The organism is Nocardia sp. NPDC050712 (genome assembly GCF_040654295.1).
In the GTDB taxonomy this organism is placed as follows: Bacteria; Actinomycetota; Actinomycetes; order Mycobacteriales; family Mycobacteriaceae; genus Nocardia.
In genome coordinates this window covers 1,313,207-1,329,388 of record NZ_JBFAHT010000001.1, presented here as the reverse complement: position 1 = coordinate 1,329,388, position 16,182 = coordinate 1,313,207, and the positions used below count along the sequence as shown (strand labels likewise).

Below are 16,182 nucleotides of genomic sequence, written 5' to 3'. Positions count from 1 at the left end.
CGAGCGCGCTGGCGCTCGGCGGTCCGGGATGGGCGGTGGGTCAGTCGGCGGGGGCGGCTTCGGCGCGGGCGGTCCGCATGTCCTGGATCTCGCGTTCGAAGTCGTCGGCGGAGGTGAAGGACCGGTAGACCGAGGCGAAGCGCAGGTAGGCGACCTCGTCGAGATCGCGCAGCGGGCCGAGGATGGCCAATCCGACCTCGTGGCTCGGCACCTCGGGAGAACCCTTGGCGCGCACCGCGTCCTCGACCTTCTGCGCGAGCAGGTTCAGGGCGTCGTCGTCGACTTCGCGGCCTTGACACGCCCGGCGCACACCGCGAATGACTTTCTCACGGCTGAACGGTTCGGTGACGCCGCTGCGTTTGACCACGGACAGGATCGCCGTCTCCACCGTGGTGAACCGGCGGCCGCAATTCGGGCAGGAGCGGCGACGGCGGATGGCCGCGCCCTCCTCGGCCTCGCGCGAGTCGACGACCCGCGAGTCAGGGTGCCGGCAGTACGGGCAATGCATCCGAGAGATCCTTCGTCGATGCCATAGTTCTTCGAGGATACTCGGGGCCTACCACCGATTTCGCTCGGTAGCTACTCCACCACGGCCCACTGCTGAGTCATATCGGAGATCAACTCCGGGATGCGGGCGATCGCGCGGCCCTGGGCGAGCTTGTTCCAGAACGATTCGCCGAGCACCGCGGCGGCCAGGGCCGAGTTGGATTCCATGTCGATGTGGCGCGGATTGAGGTCGCCCATGATGTAGCTCCAGCGGTCCTCGCGGTCGGCCCAGTTGAAGGCGGGCAGCGGGGTGCGCAGGCTCAGGGTGCGCCCGGCGACGTCGGCGCTGACGACGGCGGGGCGGAAGCTGCCCGGTGCGCGCACGCCCGGCACGGCCGGTTTGCCGGCGACGGTACTGACATAGGTGAGGACCCGGCCCATCGCGCCGCGCCCGCTCGACGTGGCGTCCCATTGGTCGGCGATGACGTAGTTCTGTTCGCGGTCGGTCATCCGGACCAGCGCATCGATGTAGCCCTCGCGGGTGCCCGTGGCGATGGACTGCCAGGCGGTGCGGATGCTCGCGTCGATCACACCGGCGCTCAGCATCTCCTCGATGCCGGCCATCCCCGCGGCGACGTAGGCCTCGTGCATGGGCACCAGGTCGGTGAAGATGTGCTTCTGCATGATCATCAGCCGGGTTTGGTACCAGGTGATATCGGCGGCGCTGAGCCGTGCGCCCTCGGCGGCCAGCAGCTTGATATCGGCGGGGACCTTGGCGACCAATTCGGCCGGGGTGGCGCGCAACAGGTCGGCTACGGCATTGCCGAGCTGGTGGATGCCCGGCACGTCCAGGATGACGCCCGCATCGCGCAGATCGAAGAATCCGGAGGCGAAGGAGCCGCCCGCGATGCCCGCCAGGCCGGCCCACCAGAGCTCCGGATGCTGGGTGGTCAAGCGCAGATAGTTGACGTACACCTGGCTGAAGGTGCGCTCGTTGACCGCGACGCCGCGGCTGGGATCCCAGGCGGCGAGGTCGATCTCGGCATTGCCGGTGGCGACGACGAGCCAGTACTGGTGGAGCAGGGTGCCGTAACGCTGCGGGGCGACGCCGTCGGCGCGGGCCGCCTCCAGCGCCGCGCGCAGGACCGATTCGTCCAGGGGCAGCGTGGGATTCAGGCCGCCGCCGCTCGACCCGTCAGCGTTGACGGCGGGCAGATCCAGGTAGGCGGCGTAGGCGGGCTCGGCCTGGGCGGCGGGCAGCGCGCCGAGCCCGAGCAGCAGACAGGTGAACAGCACGGCCAGCCGGGCTGCCCGAGGCGAACGGTGTGAGCGTCCGGCGGTGTGGTGCGTCATCGCGTGAAATCCCGAAATCGATCATGGCAGTAACTGCCTCGGACACGTCGCTCAGCACCGTAGCAACGTGTTCTGATTCTCGATCGATAATTCCGGCCACGGCCCGCGAACCGGCCTCGGCCGCAACAGATCCGCTAACGGACATGCCCCGGATCCGCGGCGGGCAGCTGTTCCACCACGACCGGCGTGGTCGCCGGCTGGACCCCGAAGCTGCCCGCCCGCCACTGCGCCAGCAGGATGAGCGAGGTGACCACGAGCGCGCTCAGCAGCGCGGCCACCGCGAGCACCGCGAACCCGACCTGGGCCTCGGCCACGCGCGGATCCATCGGATGGGCGCCCTGCGGCGGCCGGGTGATTCCGGTGCGCCGGTGCGCCGGCACCGCACCGGCCGGGCGGCTGTCGCGCGGGCGCCGGTCCGCGAGCCGGCGCGGCGCCGAATCCAGTGCGCGCAGGGTGATGTGGTGCGACTGCCGGACCAGCGGCGCGGCGGCCGGTTCAGCCGGTTCGGCCGGTTCGACGGCGACCGGCACGGCGGGCACGAGGCCGAGTTCATAGAGGGAGGGAGCTGTGGTCTCGCGGATCGCTGTGCTCATCGGACGAACCTCCGGGTGGGTGCTGAGGAGAGCGGCTATTCGATCATGCGTTCGAAGAACTGATGTTCGATTTCTACCACGCGGCACCGACAAAGTCAGCAAGAAACACGACTTGGGTCGAACAGGTGTTTGAAACATCGGCGTGACCGGACTAAATTCAAGAGGCGACATCATCTACAGCAGGAAGGCGGGTTCCGGTGAGCCACACAGACGGCACGGGCGACGAGAGCGGAGTCGGTACCGACCAGCCCCTGACCGGGGCGGATCTCACCGTGCGTCAGCGCAAGGTCCTAGACGTCATCCGCTCCTCGGTGAGCGAGCGTGGCTACCCCCCGAGCATCCGGGAGATCGGCGACGCGGTCGGGCTCACCTCTACCTCCTCGGTTGCCCATCAGTTACGGGCCCTGGAGCGTAAGGGTTATTTACGGCGCGACCCGAATCGTCCACGCGCCGTGGACGTCCGCATCCTCGACGACACGGTGCGCTCGGTGACGAGCCTGCACGGCGCCGACCACGAGGCCGAGGATGCCAGTCGTCCCACCCCGACCTTCGTGCCCGTGCTGGGCCGGATCGCCGCCGGTGGCCCGATCCTGGCCGAGCAGGCCGTGGAGGACGTCTTCCCGCTGCCGCGCGAATTGGTCGGCGACGGTTCGCTGTTCCTGCTCAAGGTGGTCGGCCAGTCGATGATCGACGCCGCGATCTGCGACGGGGACTGGGTGGTGGTGCGCCAGCAGAACGTCGCCGACAACGGCGAGATCGTGGCCGCCATGATCGACGGCGAGGCCACCGTCAAGACGTTCAAACGCACGGGCAACGACGTGTGGCTGCTGCCGCACAACCCGCTGTTCGAGCCGATCCCGGGTAACGACGCCCGCATCCTCGGCAAGGTAGTCACAGTCATCCGCAAGGTGTAGCGCCCACGGCGGGCGGCGAAGTTTCGCCGCCCGCCGCACGGTTCCAGGCCGTCCGGCGATCATCCTGCCCGGCAACGAATTACGATCCCTGAATCATGACGCTCGATCACGACCTGCCCGGTTCCACCACGCCCGTTCCCGACGCGATCACCCAGCTCATCGCACAGCGCGTAGAACTGTTCAACGCGCGCGACCTCGCCGCCCTCGACCTGCTGTACGAACCGGACGCGGTGGTGGTGCCCACACCCGGGCACGCGGTCAGCGAGGCCGGGCGTTCGGCCGCGCTGGCGCATCTCGTGAGTCTCGGCGTGCCGATGACCGCGCATATCCGCCAGTGCTACACCGTCGTCAATGTCGCCCTGCTGCTTGTCGATTGGACGATGCGGGGCACAGCCGCCGACGGCACGCCCGTCGACGTGTCCGGCGCCGCGACCGATGTCGTGCGCCGCGGCAGCGACGGGCAGTGGCGCTACGTCATCGACAACCCCTCGGGCAGCTAGCTCAGGGCAGCACGTCGTCGAATTTCTTGGAGCGCACCGCGCGCATGCCGTCGGATCAACCGAAGGGCGTTTGCAGTCGAAAGCGCGGACGCCGTAGATCCGCTCGCAGTCCGGACAATACCTACGTCTGGACGGAATGCTTTTCCGGCGGAGGGGGATTGGTGCTTCGAAATGCCCGGAACGACGCGAGCCCCGTTCCGGGCTTCGCGAACTAGGGCATCAAAAGCAGGTAAAGGAAGCTGTTGACCGAGCCGACAATGCTGCCGATAAGGTTGGGAATCATCGTGTACCTTCCTTCTCGTTGGCGGATTCGACTGTTATTCGGTACGGGCGGAAACGCGGATGGGACGCAAAAGCGCCGCGACGGTTTCCGGGGTCCAGCCGAGATTCGCCCCGGGGCGCGAACCGAGATAACCGGCGATCTCCGCGGGGCCCCAGCCGTGGGTGGCGCACAGGCCCGCGGCGAGGTGCCGGAGATAGGCCGCGGCCGGCGGATTGCCGGGCAGATCGCGGTAGCGCCACGGCGCGGTGAAGGTGAGCACCGGATGACCGTCGCGGGTGCCCGCGCGCACCACGGTTTCGTACCGGCCGGGGCCGAAGGTCGCCCGGCCGGTGTCGAGCACCTCGGTCAGATCCAGATCGGCGCCGGGCGCGCGATACATCTCCTGCGCGAAGATATCGCTGAACTGCGCGGCGCTGATCAGGTGTGCCGCGACGGCGGTCTCGCCCGGCACCTGCGGGTCGTAGAAGGCGCGCCCGCCGGTCCAGGTGAGGGATTCGGTCGCGAAGTACAGCACGCCGGGCAGCAGTAGCGGGACCGATCGCGCGGGGTCCGCGCCATCACGACAGCCCGGCAGCGTGAGCGCGCCGCCCTCGGGCCGCCCGCCGCGCAGATAGCAGCGCAGCCGGTGCCGGTGCATGTTCGAGCCGTAGGACGCGTACCAAACCCTCACTCAGCCATGGTGCGTCCACATCTAGGCGCCTGTCACGGCGACCGGCCGCACCGCGGGGTCGCGGGCCACCGCGCGCACGATCTCCCCGGACCGCACCGCCACGTTCGACAGCAGCGAGGAGGAGATGCCGTGCGTGTGCTCGGTCCCGCCCTGCAGGTAGATCCCGCCGGGCAGCGGCGTGCTGGTGACCAGCCGGTAGTCGCGGGCGACCCGGGGCCCGTCGGCGTCGGTGACGACGCGCTCGGCCAGGTCGCCGAGCAGCGAGCGCAACGGCATCGGCCGGAAGCCGGTGGCGCAGACGACCGCGTCGCAGCGCAGTTCCTCGGTCAGCCCGGTCGGCTCGTGCTCGACGGTCACCGTCACGCCGTCGCCGGTGTCGGTGACCCGCGCCGCGCGCGAGGCGCCGTGCATGAACAGCCGCCGGGTACCGCTGACCCGTTCGGCGTACTCGCGGGCGTAGAGCTCCTCGATCAACGGCAGGTCCACGGCCGAATAATTGGTGCCGCGGTGGTAATTCATCAGCCGGCGCCGGAATTCCGGTGTCGCGGAGTGGAAGTCGTCGACGGCCGCGGGATCGAAGATCCGGTTGGCGTACGGGCTGTCGTCGGAGGGACTGAAACCGTACTTCGCGAACACCGCGTGCACGGCCGAGCCCGGGTAGGTGGTGTGCAGGTACTGCACCACCTCGGCGGCGCTCTGCCCGGCGCCGAGCACGACGAAACGCTGCTGGGTCTGCTCCGGCAGCGCGGCCAGCCCGGGGAGCAGATGGTGATTGTGGAACACCCGCGGCCCCGCGGTGACACCCGCCGGCAGTTGCGCCGAAAGCCCGCCCGCCACCACGATATTGCGCGCCCGCAGCACGCCCGCCGCGCGACCAGCCAGGCGGATCTCGAAGCAGTCACCGGCATCGGTGATCGTCTCCGCGGTGGTGCCGTAGCGCACGTCGGCCTCGACGGTGCTCGCCGCCCACGCCAGGTAGTCGTGGAACTCCACGCGGGTGGGGAAGAAGGTCTGGTAGTTGATGAAGTCGTTGAGCCGGCCGCGTTCGGCCAGATAGCCCAGGAAGGTGAAGCGGCTGTGCACGTTCCGCTGCGTGACCAGGTCCTTGAGGAAGGAGATCTGCATCGTCGCGCCGGGTAGCAGCATGCCCGGGTGCCAGCCGAACTCTTCCTTGCGCTCGACGAAGCGGGCGGTCAACGCCGTGCCCGCGCTGCGGTTCTCGTTGAATTCCGCGAGCGCGATGGCCAGTGCGAGATTCGAGGGCCCGAAGCCGATTCCGGCGATATCGACGATGTCCTCGGAGTGCGGCATCACGCGACCTCGGGGGTGACCACATCCAGCCACAGACCGAGCACCGGCTCGGCCGCCAGCGTGACGAAATCGATCTGCGTCGCCCCCGCGGCCCGCCACTTCTCCACCAGCGACATCAGGCGCACCGAATCCAGGCCCGCGTCGAGCAGGTTGGTGTCTTCGGCCAATTCCTCCGGTCGCACGTCGAGTGCGGCGGCGATATCGGCGCGCACCTGCTGCCGGTCGAGCGCGGTCAAAGCCTCGTTCATGCGACTCCTCGGTCCGTGCGGCTGGATCACTCACCCAGCCCGTCCAACGTTTGTTTAGGCTACACTAACTTCTACCATATTGGTCATAGACCGGGATAGGCTGTCAAATGCCTCGGGGAGCCGGTCGTGCACGGAAAGGCAACGCCATCAACATCTTCAGCCCGGCACGCAGCGAGGACACCACAGCCCTCGCACCCTCGGCGGCGGCGTTCGTCCTGTCTCGTCCGCACGCCACCGTGCACGCCGACGGACAGGTCGCGACCTTCAAGAACGCCGAGCAGGCGGCGGCCACACTGCGTTCGGGCATCGTCACCCACATCGTCGGCGCGCTGCCCTTCGACCCGGGCGCACCGGCCGCGCTGTGGGCGCCGTCCACGGTGTCGGTGACGCCGGGCCCGCTGCGGGCCGGCGCGGCCACCCTCCCGCCGATCGCGGTCGAGGCGGCGATTCCCGAAGCCGCCGAGCACTTGCAGCGGCTGAAGGAGCTGATCGCGACGCTGTCGGAGGCCGGCACCGTGCTCGACAAGGTGGTGCTGGCCCGCGCCCTACGGCTGGCCGGCTCGGCGCCGGTGACCGCCGCGCAGATCCTGGACCGGCTCGTCGCCGGTGACGCCTTCGGCAACGGCTTCAGCGTCGACCTGTCCCCCGCCGGACCGGACTACACGGGCAAGGCCCTGGTCGGCGCGACCCCGGAGGTCCTGGTGCGGCGCAGCGGCGAGGTGGTCACCTGCCATCCCCTGGCCGGCAGCGCTCCCCGCCACGCGGATCCGGTGACCGATCGGGAAACCGCCGCGACCCTGCTGGATTCAGCCAAGAACCTGCGCGAGCACGCGTTCGTCATCGACCAGGTGCGCGCGGCGCTGACGCCGCTGTGCGACGAGGTGGTCATCCCGGACACCCCCGAACTCACCAGCACCCCGAAGCTGTGGCACCTCGGTACACCCATCACCGCCATCGTGCGCGATCCGGCGGTGACGGCCCTGGATCTGGCGCTGGCCATGCACCCGACGCCCGCGGTGTGCGGCACGCCCACCGCGGCCGCCCGCGAACTCATCACCGGGCTCGAAGGCGACCGCGGCTTCTACGCCGGTGCGGTCGGCTGGGCATCCGCCGACGGCGACGGTGAATGGATGGTCAGTATCCGGTGCGCGGAATTGTCGGCCGACGGCCGTTCGATTCTGGCCTACGCCGGCGGCGGGATTGTCGCCGAATCCGACCCGGACGCCGAACTCGCCGAGACCACAACGAAATTCGGGACCATGCTCGCCGCGCTGGGCGCGACCGAACACTGAGTCCCGGTTCGGCCCGGTTCGCCGGACACGCCGAATCCTTGCTGACCACCCCGCGGACCGGGCGAATTCACCAGGTGCGCCTATGATCGACCCAGTTCAACTGGGGCGGGCATAGCGAGGAGAAACAGCCTGTGAGTGGTTCGCCGGGTGCTGCCGAAAAGGCGCAGCCCCTACCGCGCGTGGCCGCGGGGCGTTCTTGGCTGGAGATATTGCCGTGGCTGAGCGCGCATCGCGCCGGCCCGTCACTCCTCGGTGAGAACGAACTCATTCCGAATGCGTGGATGTCGACACCGGCCGGTGCGGGGGTACCGCCGGAATTTCTCGGCGAGGTGTGCCGCCGTATCGCGGCGGTTTTCGTGGCGCGGCATCGGGATATGGAGTTGGCCGCCGCATTTCCGTTCGCATTCGCGACCGCCGATTTCGGCGACTTGGCGCTGAGCGCGAAGGTGCGCATCGCGCTGGGCGAGGACGGCGATCTGGCCGCCCTTGGCGCCCAGACCGTGCGGGACCTGGCGGCCGAGCCCGGCATCGGACCGGCGGCACTCGCCGAAATCGGGGCGGCGCTGGTGCGCTGCAGCATTCCGGTGCACTCGGCCACGCCCGCGGTCGCCGAATTCGAGGCCTTCGTGGCCGGATTGAGCGACCGGGACCGGTTTCTGCTCACCGCGCGCATTCTCGCCGTGAAGCCGATGACGCTGATCAGCTGCGGTATCGAACTGGGCATCTCACGGGAGCGGGTGAATCAGCTCGACAGCCGGCTGCGGGTTCAGGTGCGGACGATGTTCCGCGCCTCGCGCGAGTTGCAGCGCGCCGCCGACGTCCTGGCCGCCGCGGCGCGGCCGATGGCGGCGCTGGCCCGGGTCTGCGCCGCCGACCCGGATCTCACCGGGCCGGTCGCGGGGCTCGACCTGCGGCTGTGGCAGGTTCTGATCCGGCTCGACGATCGGATCGACGTCATCGACGACTGGCTCGTCGAGACGTCCGCCGAGGCCGCGCGCCAACGGGTCCGCAAGCTCCTGACGGCGGCCGCTTCACCGGAGGGGCTGGTCGAAATGACCGCGGCGGCAGCGACTTTCGAGCTGCCGCTGGACGAGACCGAACGGCTGCTGGCCTACCTCGGCTACCGCGTGGTCGAGCGGCATGTGCTGACCCGGTCGGCCTCGGTGCACGACGCGATCGCGGCCGTGCTGGCCCTGTCCGGCGAACCGCTGACGGTGGCCGAGATCCAGGCGGCGGTGGTGCCCGCGCGTTCGGTGTCGAGCATCCGCAACGCGATGGTCGCCGACGACCGCTTCGGCAAGGCCGACCGCACCCGCTGGGGCCTGACCCGGTGGGGCACCCGCTATGTGCCGATCCACCGCCAGATCGGGGAGATCCTGGACGCCAACGGCGGCCGGATCGAGCTCGAGGAGCTGGTCCGGCAGGTGACGCGCAACTTCGACGTGCGCGAGGTCAGCGTCCGGACCTATGCCGCGACCGGCGAATACGTCACCAACGCCGGTGTGGTCACCCGGCGCGAACGCAGCTACGCGCCGCGTAAGTCGCCGGCCAAGACCCGGGGGTTGTATCGCGAGGGCGAGGTGGTGCGCTGGCGCACCACGATCGCGGCCGCGCACCTGAAGGGCTCGGCGTTCAATCTGCCCTCGGCGCTGGCGGGCCTGGTCGGGGTCGGCCCGAATCATCCGGTCGAGCTGGCGAGCCGGCTCGGGCCGCAGGCGGTGCTGTGGGTGTCGGTGCAGGCGCGCTGCGGCACCATCAAGCGCTTCACCGATGATCTGGGGCTGTCGGCCGGGGACGAGGTTTTCCTCGAATTCACCCCTGGCGCATCGGGTTTGCGGTTCGACGTGGTGCCGGTGGCCGCGGTCGGCAGCGGCGACAAGGTGCGCCGGGCGCTGGCCGCCACCGGGCATTCCCAGGCGGCCCGGTTGCCCAAGGGGCAGGTGGGCGCCGCGCTCGCGGAGGCGATCTGGCTACCCGCAGCGACGGATCTGCGGGGTGTCGGCGAAGCGCTGCGGGCGCGCGGGGAGACGGGACTCGCGGACCTCGTAACCGGCTGACTCCCGCGCCGGCACCCGGCCGAGCCGCGCCACGACTGGCCGGTCCCCTGGCGGCGGCGTGTCGCTCCCGCGCTCCGCCTGTACCAGCACCGAGGCCGAATCCCACTGCTCCCCCGCCTCGGCCAGGCACAGGGTCGCACCCGAGACCAGGGCGGCGGACGCGGCCAGGAACGCTTCGAACTCACCCAGATCGGGCCCGAGCGCGACGGTGTCGTCCGCGTCGATGTCCCACTGCCGGGCAACGGTGCGCGCGGTGTCGGCCAGCACTTCGGTGTCGACCGCGCGGCAGGCGAAACCCTCCGGCGTGCAGAAGGCGAACCCCGCGCCCGAACGCGCGGCGGCGCTGGGCAATCCGATGAGCGTGTACGCCTCGGCCACGCTGACCGTGAGCGGATCCTCGCGGCCCGCGATCTCCTCCACGATGTGATCGTCGGTGACGTGCCCGAGCACCCAGTGCGCGCCCGCGACCCGCAGTTTGCGTTCGGTGACCGCGCAGGTCTCCCGGATGTCGAGCGGAATGGCCACGGCGCCCGCGTAGTTCACCGCGAGCGCCGCGAGCAGGCCCGCGTACCCGAAGTGGATGTAGACCGCGACCCGGTCGCCACCGCGCAGGCCGGCCGCGACCAGTTCCTCGGCCAGCAGCTCCACGCCTTCGGCGAGCAGGTCGTAGGTGTGCAGGCAGTCCTCGTCGAGGATCGCCGTCCGGTCGAAGGAGTGTCCGATTCCTTCGACCGCCTGCGCGATCCGCGTCATCATCTGCACTGCTGTGCCACCTCACGACCTCGAAACCGGAAACCCTTCCGGCCGGAAAGGTAAGGAAACCCTAACCAACGAATGTCCGATTTGGGAAATAGTGACCCAGGTCACTATCCGGTGGATCAGGCGGCCCGCACCTGACGCAGGCTCATCTCCAGCTCGTCGGTCGTGGCCACCACACCGCAGCGCCGCGCCACATAATTCACCGCCATCAGATGGTCCTCGCGGGTGAAATCCGCGGTGGCGTCGAGGGCGAAGAACGGCCGCACATCGCTCATGAACGCCTCGGCCGCGCTGAGCATGCAGCCCATGTGGGCGTAGACGCCGGTGATGATCAACTGGTCGCGCTGGTAGTGGCTGAGCAGCTCGCGCAGGTCGGTGCGCTGGAAGGCCGAGTAGCGCCACTTGGTGACCTGGATGTCGGAGGGTCCCGGCGCCAGCTCGGGCACCACCTGCGCCTGCGGGCCGTTCTCCAGCCCGGTGCCCCAGAAGTCGGCCAGGATGCCGCGCCGCGAGGGATGCTGATCCCCGGGCTGCATCGTGTAGATCACGGGAATGCCCGCCACCGTGCAGAATTGGCGTAACCGGCGGATATTGGCCAGCGCAGTGGCCATCGGCTCCTGATCGGTGCGGTAGGCGTCGATGAAGTACTGCTGCATATCGTGGATCAGCAGCGCGGCGCGCGAGGGCTCCAGCGACCAGGGCACCCGGTTGTCCTCGACCTCATCGGGCGACGGCAGCGTGTAGGGGGCGATCGGCGGGATGGCCAAAACAAATCCTCTCGGGGACAGGCTCGATGAACGGGTTTTCAGCGGTTACATGTCGAGGGTGGCGCCGCCGTCGACCCGCAGGTCGTGCAGCGTGATGTGCCGGGCGGCCGGTGAGGCGAGGAAGTACGCGGCCTCGGCCACGTCCTCCGGAAGACCGATGCGGCGCAACGGAATTCCGGCCCGGTAGCGGTCCGGGTCACCGGCGATGATGCGTTCGCGGGCGATGTCGGCCAGTTCGGCGTCGGCGCCGTGCATCCCGCGCAGCATGGGCGTATCGGTGGAACCCGGCGAGACCAGGTTCACCCGGACACCCTGCGCGGCGACCTCGAGCCCGAGCGAGCGGGCGAACGCGGCCGCCGCGGCCTTGGACGCACCGTAGGCGGCCATTCCGGCGCGGGGCGTACTCGCGGCGTTGGAGGTGACCACGACGATCGCGCCGCCACCGTTGGCCGCCATCGCCGCGGCCGCCAGCCGGGTGACGTTCATTGTGCCGGTGGCGTTCACGGTCAGGCACCGATTCCACTGTGCCGCCGTCAGATCCGCGGCGTCACCGGTTTCCAGCACGCCCGCGGCGTGCACCAGCACCGATATCGGGCCGATGGCCCGGGCGGCGTCGGCGAAGGCGCCGGCCACCGCGTCCTCGTCGGAAACATCGACGCGGGCCGCGTGCCCGACGAAATCACCCTCGGCGGCACGGATCTCGGTGCGCACCCGGAAGACCGCGGGATCGGTGTCCCACAGCGATACCGGCGCCGAGCGCGCCGCGAACAATTCCGCGACCGCCCGGCCGATCCCTGCCGCCGCCCCGGTGACGACGACCGGACCACACGCTTCCCAGCTCTGCGACATAAGGTTAGCCTATACTGACTTTCTCGCGAATGACAATGCTCGATGGAAGGGCTCGATGTTGGACTCCCCACTCCCCGGCTTCACTCCGTGGCCGCCCGCCGAAGCCGAGCTCTACCGCTCGCTCGGTTACTGGACCGGCGAAACCTTCAGCGACCTGCTGGCCGCGCGGGCCGCGAGGCACCCGGACGCCGTGGCCGTGGTCGACACCGCGCAGCGCTGGACCTACGCCGAATTGCAGACCCGGGCACAGGAATTGGCCACCGGGTTCGCCGAGCTCGGCATCCGGCCGCGGGACCGGGTACTGGTGCAGCTGCCGAACATCGCCGAGTTCGTCGAGGTGATCTTCGGTTTGTTCCAGGCCGGGGCGCTGCCGGTGTTCTGCCTGCCCGCGCACCGCCAGGCCGAGCTGGTGCCGATCGCCCAGGCCAGCGGCGCGGTCGCCCTGATCACCTGCCATCACCATCAGCTCTTCGATCACGCGGCGCTGGCCGAGACCGTGCGCGGCGCGGCGGCCGAGCTCGACCACGTGATCGTCGTCGCGGATCGCGGCGCGGCCGCGCCCGCGGGCACGGTCGGGCTGGACGAATTGCGCCGCACGCCCGGGGAATTCCCGGTCCTCGACGCCGCCGAGGTGGCGTTCCTGCAGCTGTCGGGCGGCAGCACCGGCATTCCGAAGCTCATCCCCCGCACCCACGACGACTACCTCTACAGCGTGCGCCGCAGCGCCGAACTCTGCGGACTCGACTCCGGCAGTGTGTATCTGGCCGCGCTGCCGGTGGCACACAACTTCCCGATGAGCTCGCCGGGCATCCTGGGCGCGCTGTTCGCGGGCGGCACCGTCGCGCTGGCGGCCGATCCCACGCCGAGCACCGCGTTCGCGGCGATCGAGCGGTTCGGGGTGACCATCTCCGGCCTGGTGCCGCCGCTGGCCCGGGTCTGGGCCGAGCGCGCCGAAGCGGGTACGCCCCATGATCTTTCGAGTCTGCGGGTGCTGCTGGTCGGCGGCGCGCGCTGCCCCGACGAGCTGGCGCGCCGGATCGGGCCGGCGCTGGGCGTCACCGTGCAGCAGGTGTTCGGCATGGCCGAGGGCCTGGTCTGCTATACCCGCCTCGATGATCCCGAAGAGGTGATCATGGGCACGCAGGGCCGGCCGATGTCGGATCTCGATCAGGTCGCCGTGGTCGACGCCGACGGCGCGCCCGTCGCGCCGGGCGCGGACGGCATGCTGATCACCAAGGGGCCGTACACGATTCGCGGCTACTACAACAATCCCGAGGCGAACGAGCGCTCGTTCACCGCGGAAGGCTGGTACCGGACCGGCGACGTGGTCGCCCTGCGACCCGACGGCAACCTGGTGGTCAAGGGCCGCGACGGCGACCGCGTGAATCGCGGCGGCGAGAAGGTCTCGGCCGAGGAGCTCGAGGAGCATCTGCTCGAGCATCCGGCCGTGCGCGACGCCGCCATCGTCTCGGTGCCCGATGCGGCGCTGGGCGAGCGCACCTGCGCGTTCGTGCTGGCCACCGATCCGGCGGCCGCGCCGACGCTCGCGGAGCTGCGCAAGTTCGTCCGGGAGCGCGGGGTGGCGGCATGGAAGCTCCCGGACCTGGTCCAGGTGGTGGACAGTTTCCCGGAAACCGGGGTCGGTAAGACCAGCCGCCGGGCGCTGCGCGCCGCGCTGTCCGAGCGCGCCAACCGCTAGCGGCTCTCGCCCCGGCATACGTCGCGGCCGGGACCCGGGACTTGTGTCCGGGTCCCGGCCGCAGGTGTGCCGGGGCAACGAAATCCTCAGGCCTGGACGGATTCCGGTGCGGTAGCGGAACGGACAGCGGTGAGCGTCGCGAACAGGAACGCGCCCACCGCAGCCACGAGGGCGCCGTAGACCAGCAGCGCGATATCGGGTGCGAAGAACTGGCCGAGCAGGCCCGCCGTCATCGACCCCAGCGCCGTGCCCGCGACCGCCTGGATCAGCCACAGGCTGGAGACGCGACCGCGCAGCTCATCGGGGGTGTTGTGCTGCAACACCGCGAACCGGAAGATGTCGTTGACCGCTCGCGCCAGGCCGTAGCCGGCCATACCGAGGAAGGCCACGACGACCGCGCCGATCGCGACCTGCCCGGCGCCGCCCATGATCAGAAAGCCGATCGGCAACCCCGCCATCGAGGCCAGCAGCGCCAGCCCACTGCGCCGGACACCGCCGGTCCAGCCGCTGGTCAGGGTGCCGATCACCGCACCGACCGCGGGCGCGCCGTAGAGCAGGCCCAACGTCGCCGGGCCCGCGTGCAGCACCTGATCGACGAAGGCGGGCAGCAGCACCGTCGGGCCGCTGGCCAGCATCACCACCAGGCCGACGATCAGCACGCCGCGAATCGTGCGTTCCCCCATGGCGAATCGCAGACCGGTCCGCAAGGCTTGCCACGGCGTCTCGCGGGCCGTTTCCGGCGGTGCGGCCGGGCCGACCTCCTGGAACAGCGTGACCGTGATCGCGGTCGCGGCGGCGGCCACGAAGTAGGTGACCGAGACCCCGCCCGCGGCGATGATCACACCGGCGATCGCGGGAGTGATCATGGTGCCCAGATCGGTGGTGAGGGTGACCAGCGCGCCCGCGGCGGCCATCTTGTCGCGCCCCACCAGCGCCGGGGTCAGCGCCATCAGCGCGGTACTGCTCACGCCGCCGGCCAGCCCGTCGATGCCCGCGGCGGCGTAGATCACCCACACCGCGGGATGGTCGGTCAGCGCGTTCACGCCGAGCACCAGGAAGCCCAATCCCGCCGCGGTGCGCGAGAATTGGATGGTGCGCCGCCGGTCGAACCGGTCGGCGAGCACGCCGCCGGCCAGGCTACCGGCGAACATCGCCGCCGCCATCACCACCGAGACGCCGGCGACCTGCAGGTTCGACCGGGTGAGCTGATACATCTGAGCCGGTACAGCGACGATCAGCAGTCCGATACCGAGCAGCGAGATCAGCCGTGCGGCAAAGGCATACCGGAACGCGCGGCTGGTTCGCAGCGGCGCGATATCGATAACCAGCCCACCCAGCCGTCTCACGCGAAGCGCTTCGCGATGACGTCGAGGGTAGCCATCGCACCGTCGTAGTCGGGGCGGTAGCTGGTGGCGGGCAGCTCGTAGAGCGTATTGCCCTTGAACGAGGGCAGATTCGCGTACACCTGATCCTGCTTCAGCTGATCCACCGAGCGACCACCGACCGGCAGCACGAACGCCTGCGGGGCGTCGGCGGCCTTGGACAGCAGTTCGGGGCTGACGGCGAAGGAGTCACCGGAGCCGAACAGCTTCGGGTTGCCCGCCTTGGCCAGCACGTCGTCGGCCTGGAAGCCCAGTTCGCTGAGCAGCGCGGGCAGCGCCGCGCTCTGCGGAACCAGGTAGGGCTCGTTGTTGGGCAGCGAGAGCAGCACGGCGAAGCTACCGGCCGGCACCTTGATCGAGGACTTCACCTTGGCGACCTTGTCGCGGTACGCGCCGACCAGGGCCTCGACCTTGTCCGAGCGACCGGCGGCGTCGGCGACCTGGCGCAGCTGGTCCTGCCACGCCGCCACGGTCTTGGGGACCAGGATGGTCGGCGCGATGACGGTCAGCTTGTCGTACAGCTTCTCGGCCTGCACGGCCGTGATGCCCTGTCCGCCACCGATGATCAGGTCCGGCGCGGCCGCGGCCACGGCCTCGATATTGAGTTCCTCACCGGCGGGCAGCTGCTTGGTGCCCTGCTCCTTGGCCTTGGCCGCCCAGGACGGCGGGAAGCCGCCATCGAAGTTGGTGACGCCGAGCACGCGGGTGTCGGTGGCCGCCACCGGCGCGTCCAGCGCGTACAGGTAGCCGGTCAGGCCGCCGCTGAGCACCACGATCCGCTTGGCCTGCGCGGGCACGGTCACCGGGCCGCGCTCGGTCTGGATGACGCGGGTGCTGCCCTCCGACGACGCGGTGTCGGTGTCCGAACCGCATCCGATCAGCGCGGTCAACGCCGCGAGCAGCAGCGCCAGCAGTGCGGCAACCCGCCGCGGGCGACTGCCGGACGGCATGGTCGATGAACTCATTTCTCTCCTTGTTGTGCTCGGCCACCGGGGTGGCCGATGGGTAAGCCCCTTGCT

General features: G+C 70.0%; 16 protein-coding genes. 5 read left to right on the top strand and 11 right to left on the bottom strand.

Going from position 1 to position 16,182, the window contains the following annotated elements; genetic code table 11:
• Positions 1 to 40: 40 nt before the first annotated feature.
• The 3 genes from nrdR to AB0H76_RS06365 form a co-directional block, all read right to left on the bottom strand.
• Entirely contained in the window at positions 41 to 508 is a 468-nt protein-coding gene (gene nrdR / locus AB0H76_RS06375; RefSeq protein WP_357318156.1) for a transcriptional regulator NrdR, read from the bottom strand.
• Positions 509 to 579: 71 nt separating this feature from the next.
• Positions 580 to 1,839 carry a hypothetical protein gene (locus AB0H76_RS06370; protein WP_357318153.1) on the bottom strand — a complete coding sequence of 420 codons (1,260 nt, stop codon included), beginning with the start codon at positions 1,837 to 1,839 and terminating at the stop codon, positions 580 to 582.
• Positions 1,840 to 1,973: 134 nt separating this feature from the next.
• Positions 1,974 to 2,432 (bottom strand): hypothetical protein, encoded by a 459-nt coding sequence (locus tag AB0H76_RS06365; protein ID WP_357318150.1) that lies wholly within the window; start codon positions 2,430 to 2,432, stop codon positions 1,974 to 1,976.
• Positions 2,433 to 2,683: 251 nt separating this feature from the next.
• On the opposite strand from AB0H76_RS06365, the gene lexA reads away from it, so the two are divergent.
• Both lexA and AB0H76_RS06355 read left to right on the top strand, forming a co-directional pair.
• Positions 2,684 to 3,346: a transcriptional repressor LexA gene (lexA, locus tag AB0H76_RS06360; protein ID WP_357320470.1), complete on the top strand. Its 663-nt coding sequence runs from the start codon at positions 2,684 to 2,686 to the stop codon at positions 3,344 to 3,346.
• Positions 3,347 to 3,441: 95 nt separating this feature from the next.
• Positions 3,442 to 3,846 (top strand): DUF4440 domain-containing protein, encoded by a 405-nt coding sequence (locus AB0H76_RS06355; protein WP_357318147.1) that lies wholly within the window; start codon positions 3,442 to 3,444, stop codon positions 3,844 to 3,846.
• Between the two features lie 317 nt (positions 3,847 to 4,163).
• On the opposite strand, the gene AB0H76_RS06350 is transcribed toward AB0H76_RS06355, so the two are convergent.
• Genes AB0H76_RS06350 through AB0H76_RS06340 form a run of 3 tightly spaced genes read right to left on the bottom strand, consistent with a single transcriptional unit; the run spans position 4,164 to position 6,358 of the window.
• The gene (locus AB0H76_RS06350) at positions 4,164 to 4,799 is read right to left on the bottom strand and encodes a histone deacetylase (RefSeq protein ID WP_357318144.1); all 636 of its coding nucleotides are present in this window, start codon (positions 4,797 to 4,799) and stop codon (positions 4,164 to 4,166) included.
• A gap of 21 nt (positions 4,800 to 4,820) precedes the next feature.
• Positions 4,821 to 6,110, bottom strand: a complete 1,290-nt coding sequence (locus AB0H76_RS06345) for a SidA/IucD/PvdA family monooxygenase (protein ID WP_357318141.1) — start codon at positions 6,108 to 6,110, stop codon at positions 4,821 to 4,823.
• Positions 6,110 to 6,358: a phosphopantetheine-binding protein gene (locus tag AB0H76_RS06340; RefSeq protein ID WP_357318138.1), complete on the bottom strand. Its 249-nt coding sequence runs from the start codon at positions 6,356 to 6,358 to the stop codon at positions 6,110 to 6,112. Before AB0H76_RS06340 ends, AB0H76_RS06345 begins: the two co-directional genes overlap by 1 nt.
• Before the next feature lie 146 nt (positions 6,359 to 6,504).
• Here AB0H76_RS06340 and AB0H76_RS06335 point away from each other — a divergent pair, with 146 nt between their 5' ends.
• Positions 6,505 to 7,650, top strand: a complete 1,146-nt coding sequence (locus AB0H76_RS06335) for an isochorismate synthase (RefSeq protein WP_357320467.1) — start codon at positions 6,505 to 6,507, stop codon at positions 7,648 to 7,650.
• A 131-nt stretch (positions 7,651 to 7,781) separates the two neighbouring features.
• Positions 7,782 to 9,707 carry a hypothetical protein gene (locus AB0H76_RS06330; protein ID WP_357318135.1) on the top strand — a complete coding sequence of 642 codons (1,926 nt, stop codon included), beginning with the start codon at positions 7,782 to 7,784 and terminating at the stop codon, positions 9,705 to 9,707.
• Here AB0H76_RS06330 and AB0H76_RS06325 read toward each other — a convergent pair.
• The 3 genes from AB0H76_RS06325 to AB0H76_RS06315 all read right to left on the bottom strand — a co-directional run bounded on the left by AB0H76_RS06325 (position 9,621) and on the right by AB0H76_RS06315 (position 12,082).
• Positions 9,621 to 10,463, bottom strand: coding sequence for an AMP-binding protein (locus AB0H76_RS06325; RefSeq protein WP_357320465.1), 843 nt, complete (start codon positions 10,461 to 10,463; stop codon positions 9,621 to 9,623). The two genes, AB0H76_RS06330 and AB0H76_RS06325, sit on opposite strands and share 87 nt — an antisense overlap.
• Before the next feature lie 122 nt (positions 10,464 to 10,585).
• Positions 10,586 to 11,233 carry an isochorismatase family protein gene (locus AB0H76_RS06320; protein WP_357318132.1) on the bottom strand — a complete coding sequence of 216 codons (648 nt, stop codon included), beginning with the start codon at positions 11,231 to 11,233 and terminating at the stop codon, positions 10,586 to 10,588.
• Positions 11,234 to 11,278: 45 nt separating this feature from the next.
• The gene (locus AB0H76_RS06315; RefSeq protein WP_357318129.1) at positions 11,279 to 12,082 is read right to left on the bottom strand and encodes an SDR family oxidoreductase; all 804 of its coding nucleotides are present in this window, start codon (positions 12,080 to 12,082) and stop codon (positions 11,279 to 11,281) included.
• Positions 12,083 to 12,137: 55 nt separating this feature from the next.
• Between AB0H76_RS06315 and AB0H76_RS06310 the strand changes: the two genes are divergently transcribed.
• A complete protein-coding gene (locus AB0H76_RS06310) occupies positions 12,138 to 13,781 on the top strand; it encodes an AMP-binding protein (RefSeq protein ID WP_357318126.1) in 1,644 nt (547 codons plus the stop codon).
• An 86-nt stretch (positions 13,782 to 13,867) separates the two neighbouring features.
• Here AB0H76_RS06310 and entS read toward each other — a convergent pair whose 3' ends face one another.
• Positions 13,868 to 15,127 (bottom strand): enterobactin transporter EntS, encoded by a 1,260-nt coding sequence (entS, locus tag AB0H76_RS06305; RefSeq protein WP_357318123.1) that lies wholly within the window; start codon positions 15,125 to 15,127, stop codon positions 13,868 to 13,870.
• Complete coding sequence (locus tag AB0H76_RS06300; protein WP_357318121.1) at positions 15,124 to 16,128, bottom strand: ABC transporter substrate-binding protein; 1,005 nt, start codon at positions 16,126 to 16,128, stop codon at positions 15,124 to 15,126. The genes entS and AB0H76_RS06300 overlap by 4 nt, the downstream gene beginning before the upstream one ends.
• Positions 16,129 to 16,182 lie beyond the last annotated feature (54 nt).

Excerpts from the sequence above, each read along its gene's own strand:
- nrdR (WP_357318156.1), bottom strand. The coding sequence starts at position 508 with ATGCATTGCCCGTACTGCCGGCACCCTGACTCGCGGGTCGTCGACTCG.
- AB0H76_RS06370 (WP_357318153.1), bottom strand. The coding sequence starts at position 1,839 with ATGACGCACCACACCGCCGGACGCTCACACCGTTCGCCTCGGGCAGCC.
- AB0H76_RS06365 (WP_357318150.1), bottom strand. The coding sequence starts at position 2,432 with ATGAGCACAGCGATCCGCGAGACCACAGCTCCCTCCCTCTATGAACTC.
- AB0H76_RS06355 (WP_357318147.1), top strand. The coding sequence starts at position 3,442 with ATGACGCTCGATCACGACCTGCCCGGTTCCACCACGCCCGTTCCCGAC.
- AB0H76_RS06345 (WP_357318141.1), bottom strand. The coding sequence starts at position 6,110 with ATGCCGCACTCCGAGGACATCGTCGATATCGCCGGAATCGGCTTCGGG.
- AB0H76_RS06340 (WP_357318138.1), bottom strand. The coding sequence starts at position 6,358 with ATGAACGAGGCTTTGACCGCGCTCGACCGGCAGCAGGTGCGCGCCGAT.
- AB0H76_RS06325 (WP_357320465.1), bottom strand. The coding sequence starts at position 10,463 with ATGATGACGCGGATCGCGCAGGCGGTCGAAGGAATCGGACACTCCTTC.
- AB0H76_RS06315 (WP_357318129.1), bottom strand. The coding sequence starts at position 12,082 with ATGTCGCAGAGCTGGGAAGCGTGTGGTCCGGTCGTCGTCACCGGGGCG.
- AB0H76_RS06310 (WP_357318126.1), top strand. The coding sequence starts at position 12,138 with ATGTTGGACTCCCCACTCCCCGGCTTCACTCCGTGGCCGCCCGCCGAA.
- AB0H76_RS06300 (WP_357318121.1), bottom strand. The coding sequence starts at position 16,128 with ATGAGTTCATCGACCATGCCGTCCGGCAGTCGCCCGCGGCGGGTTGCC.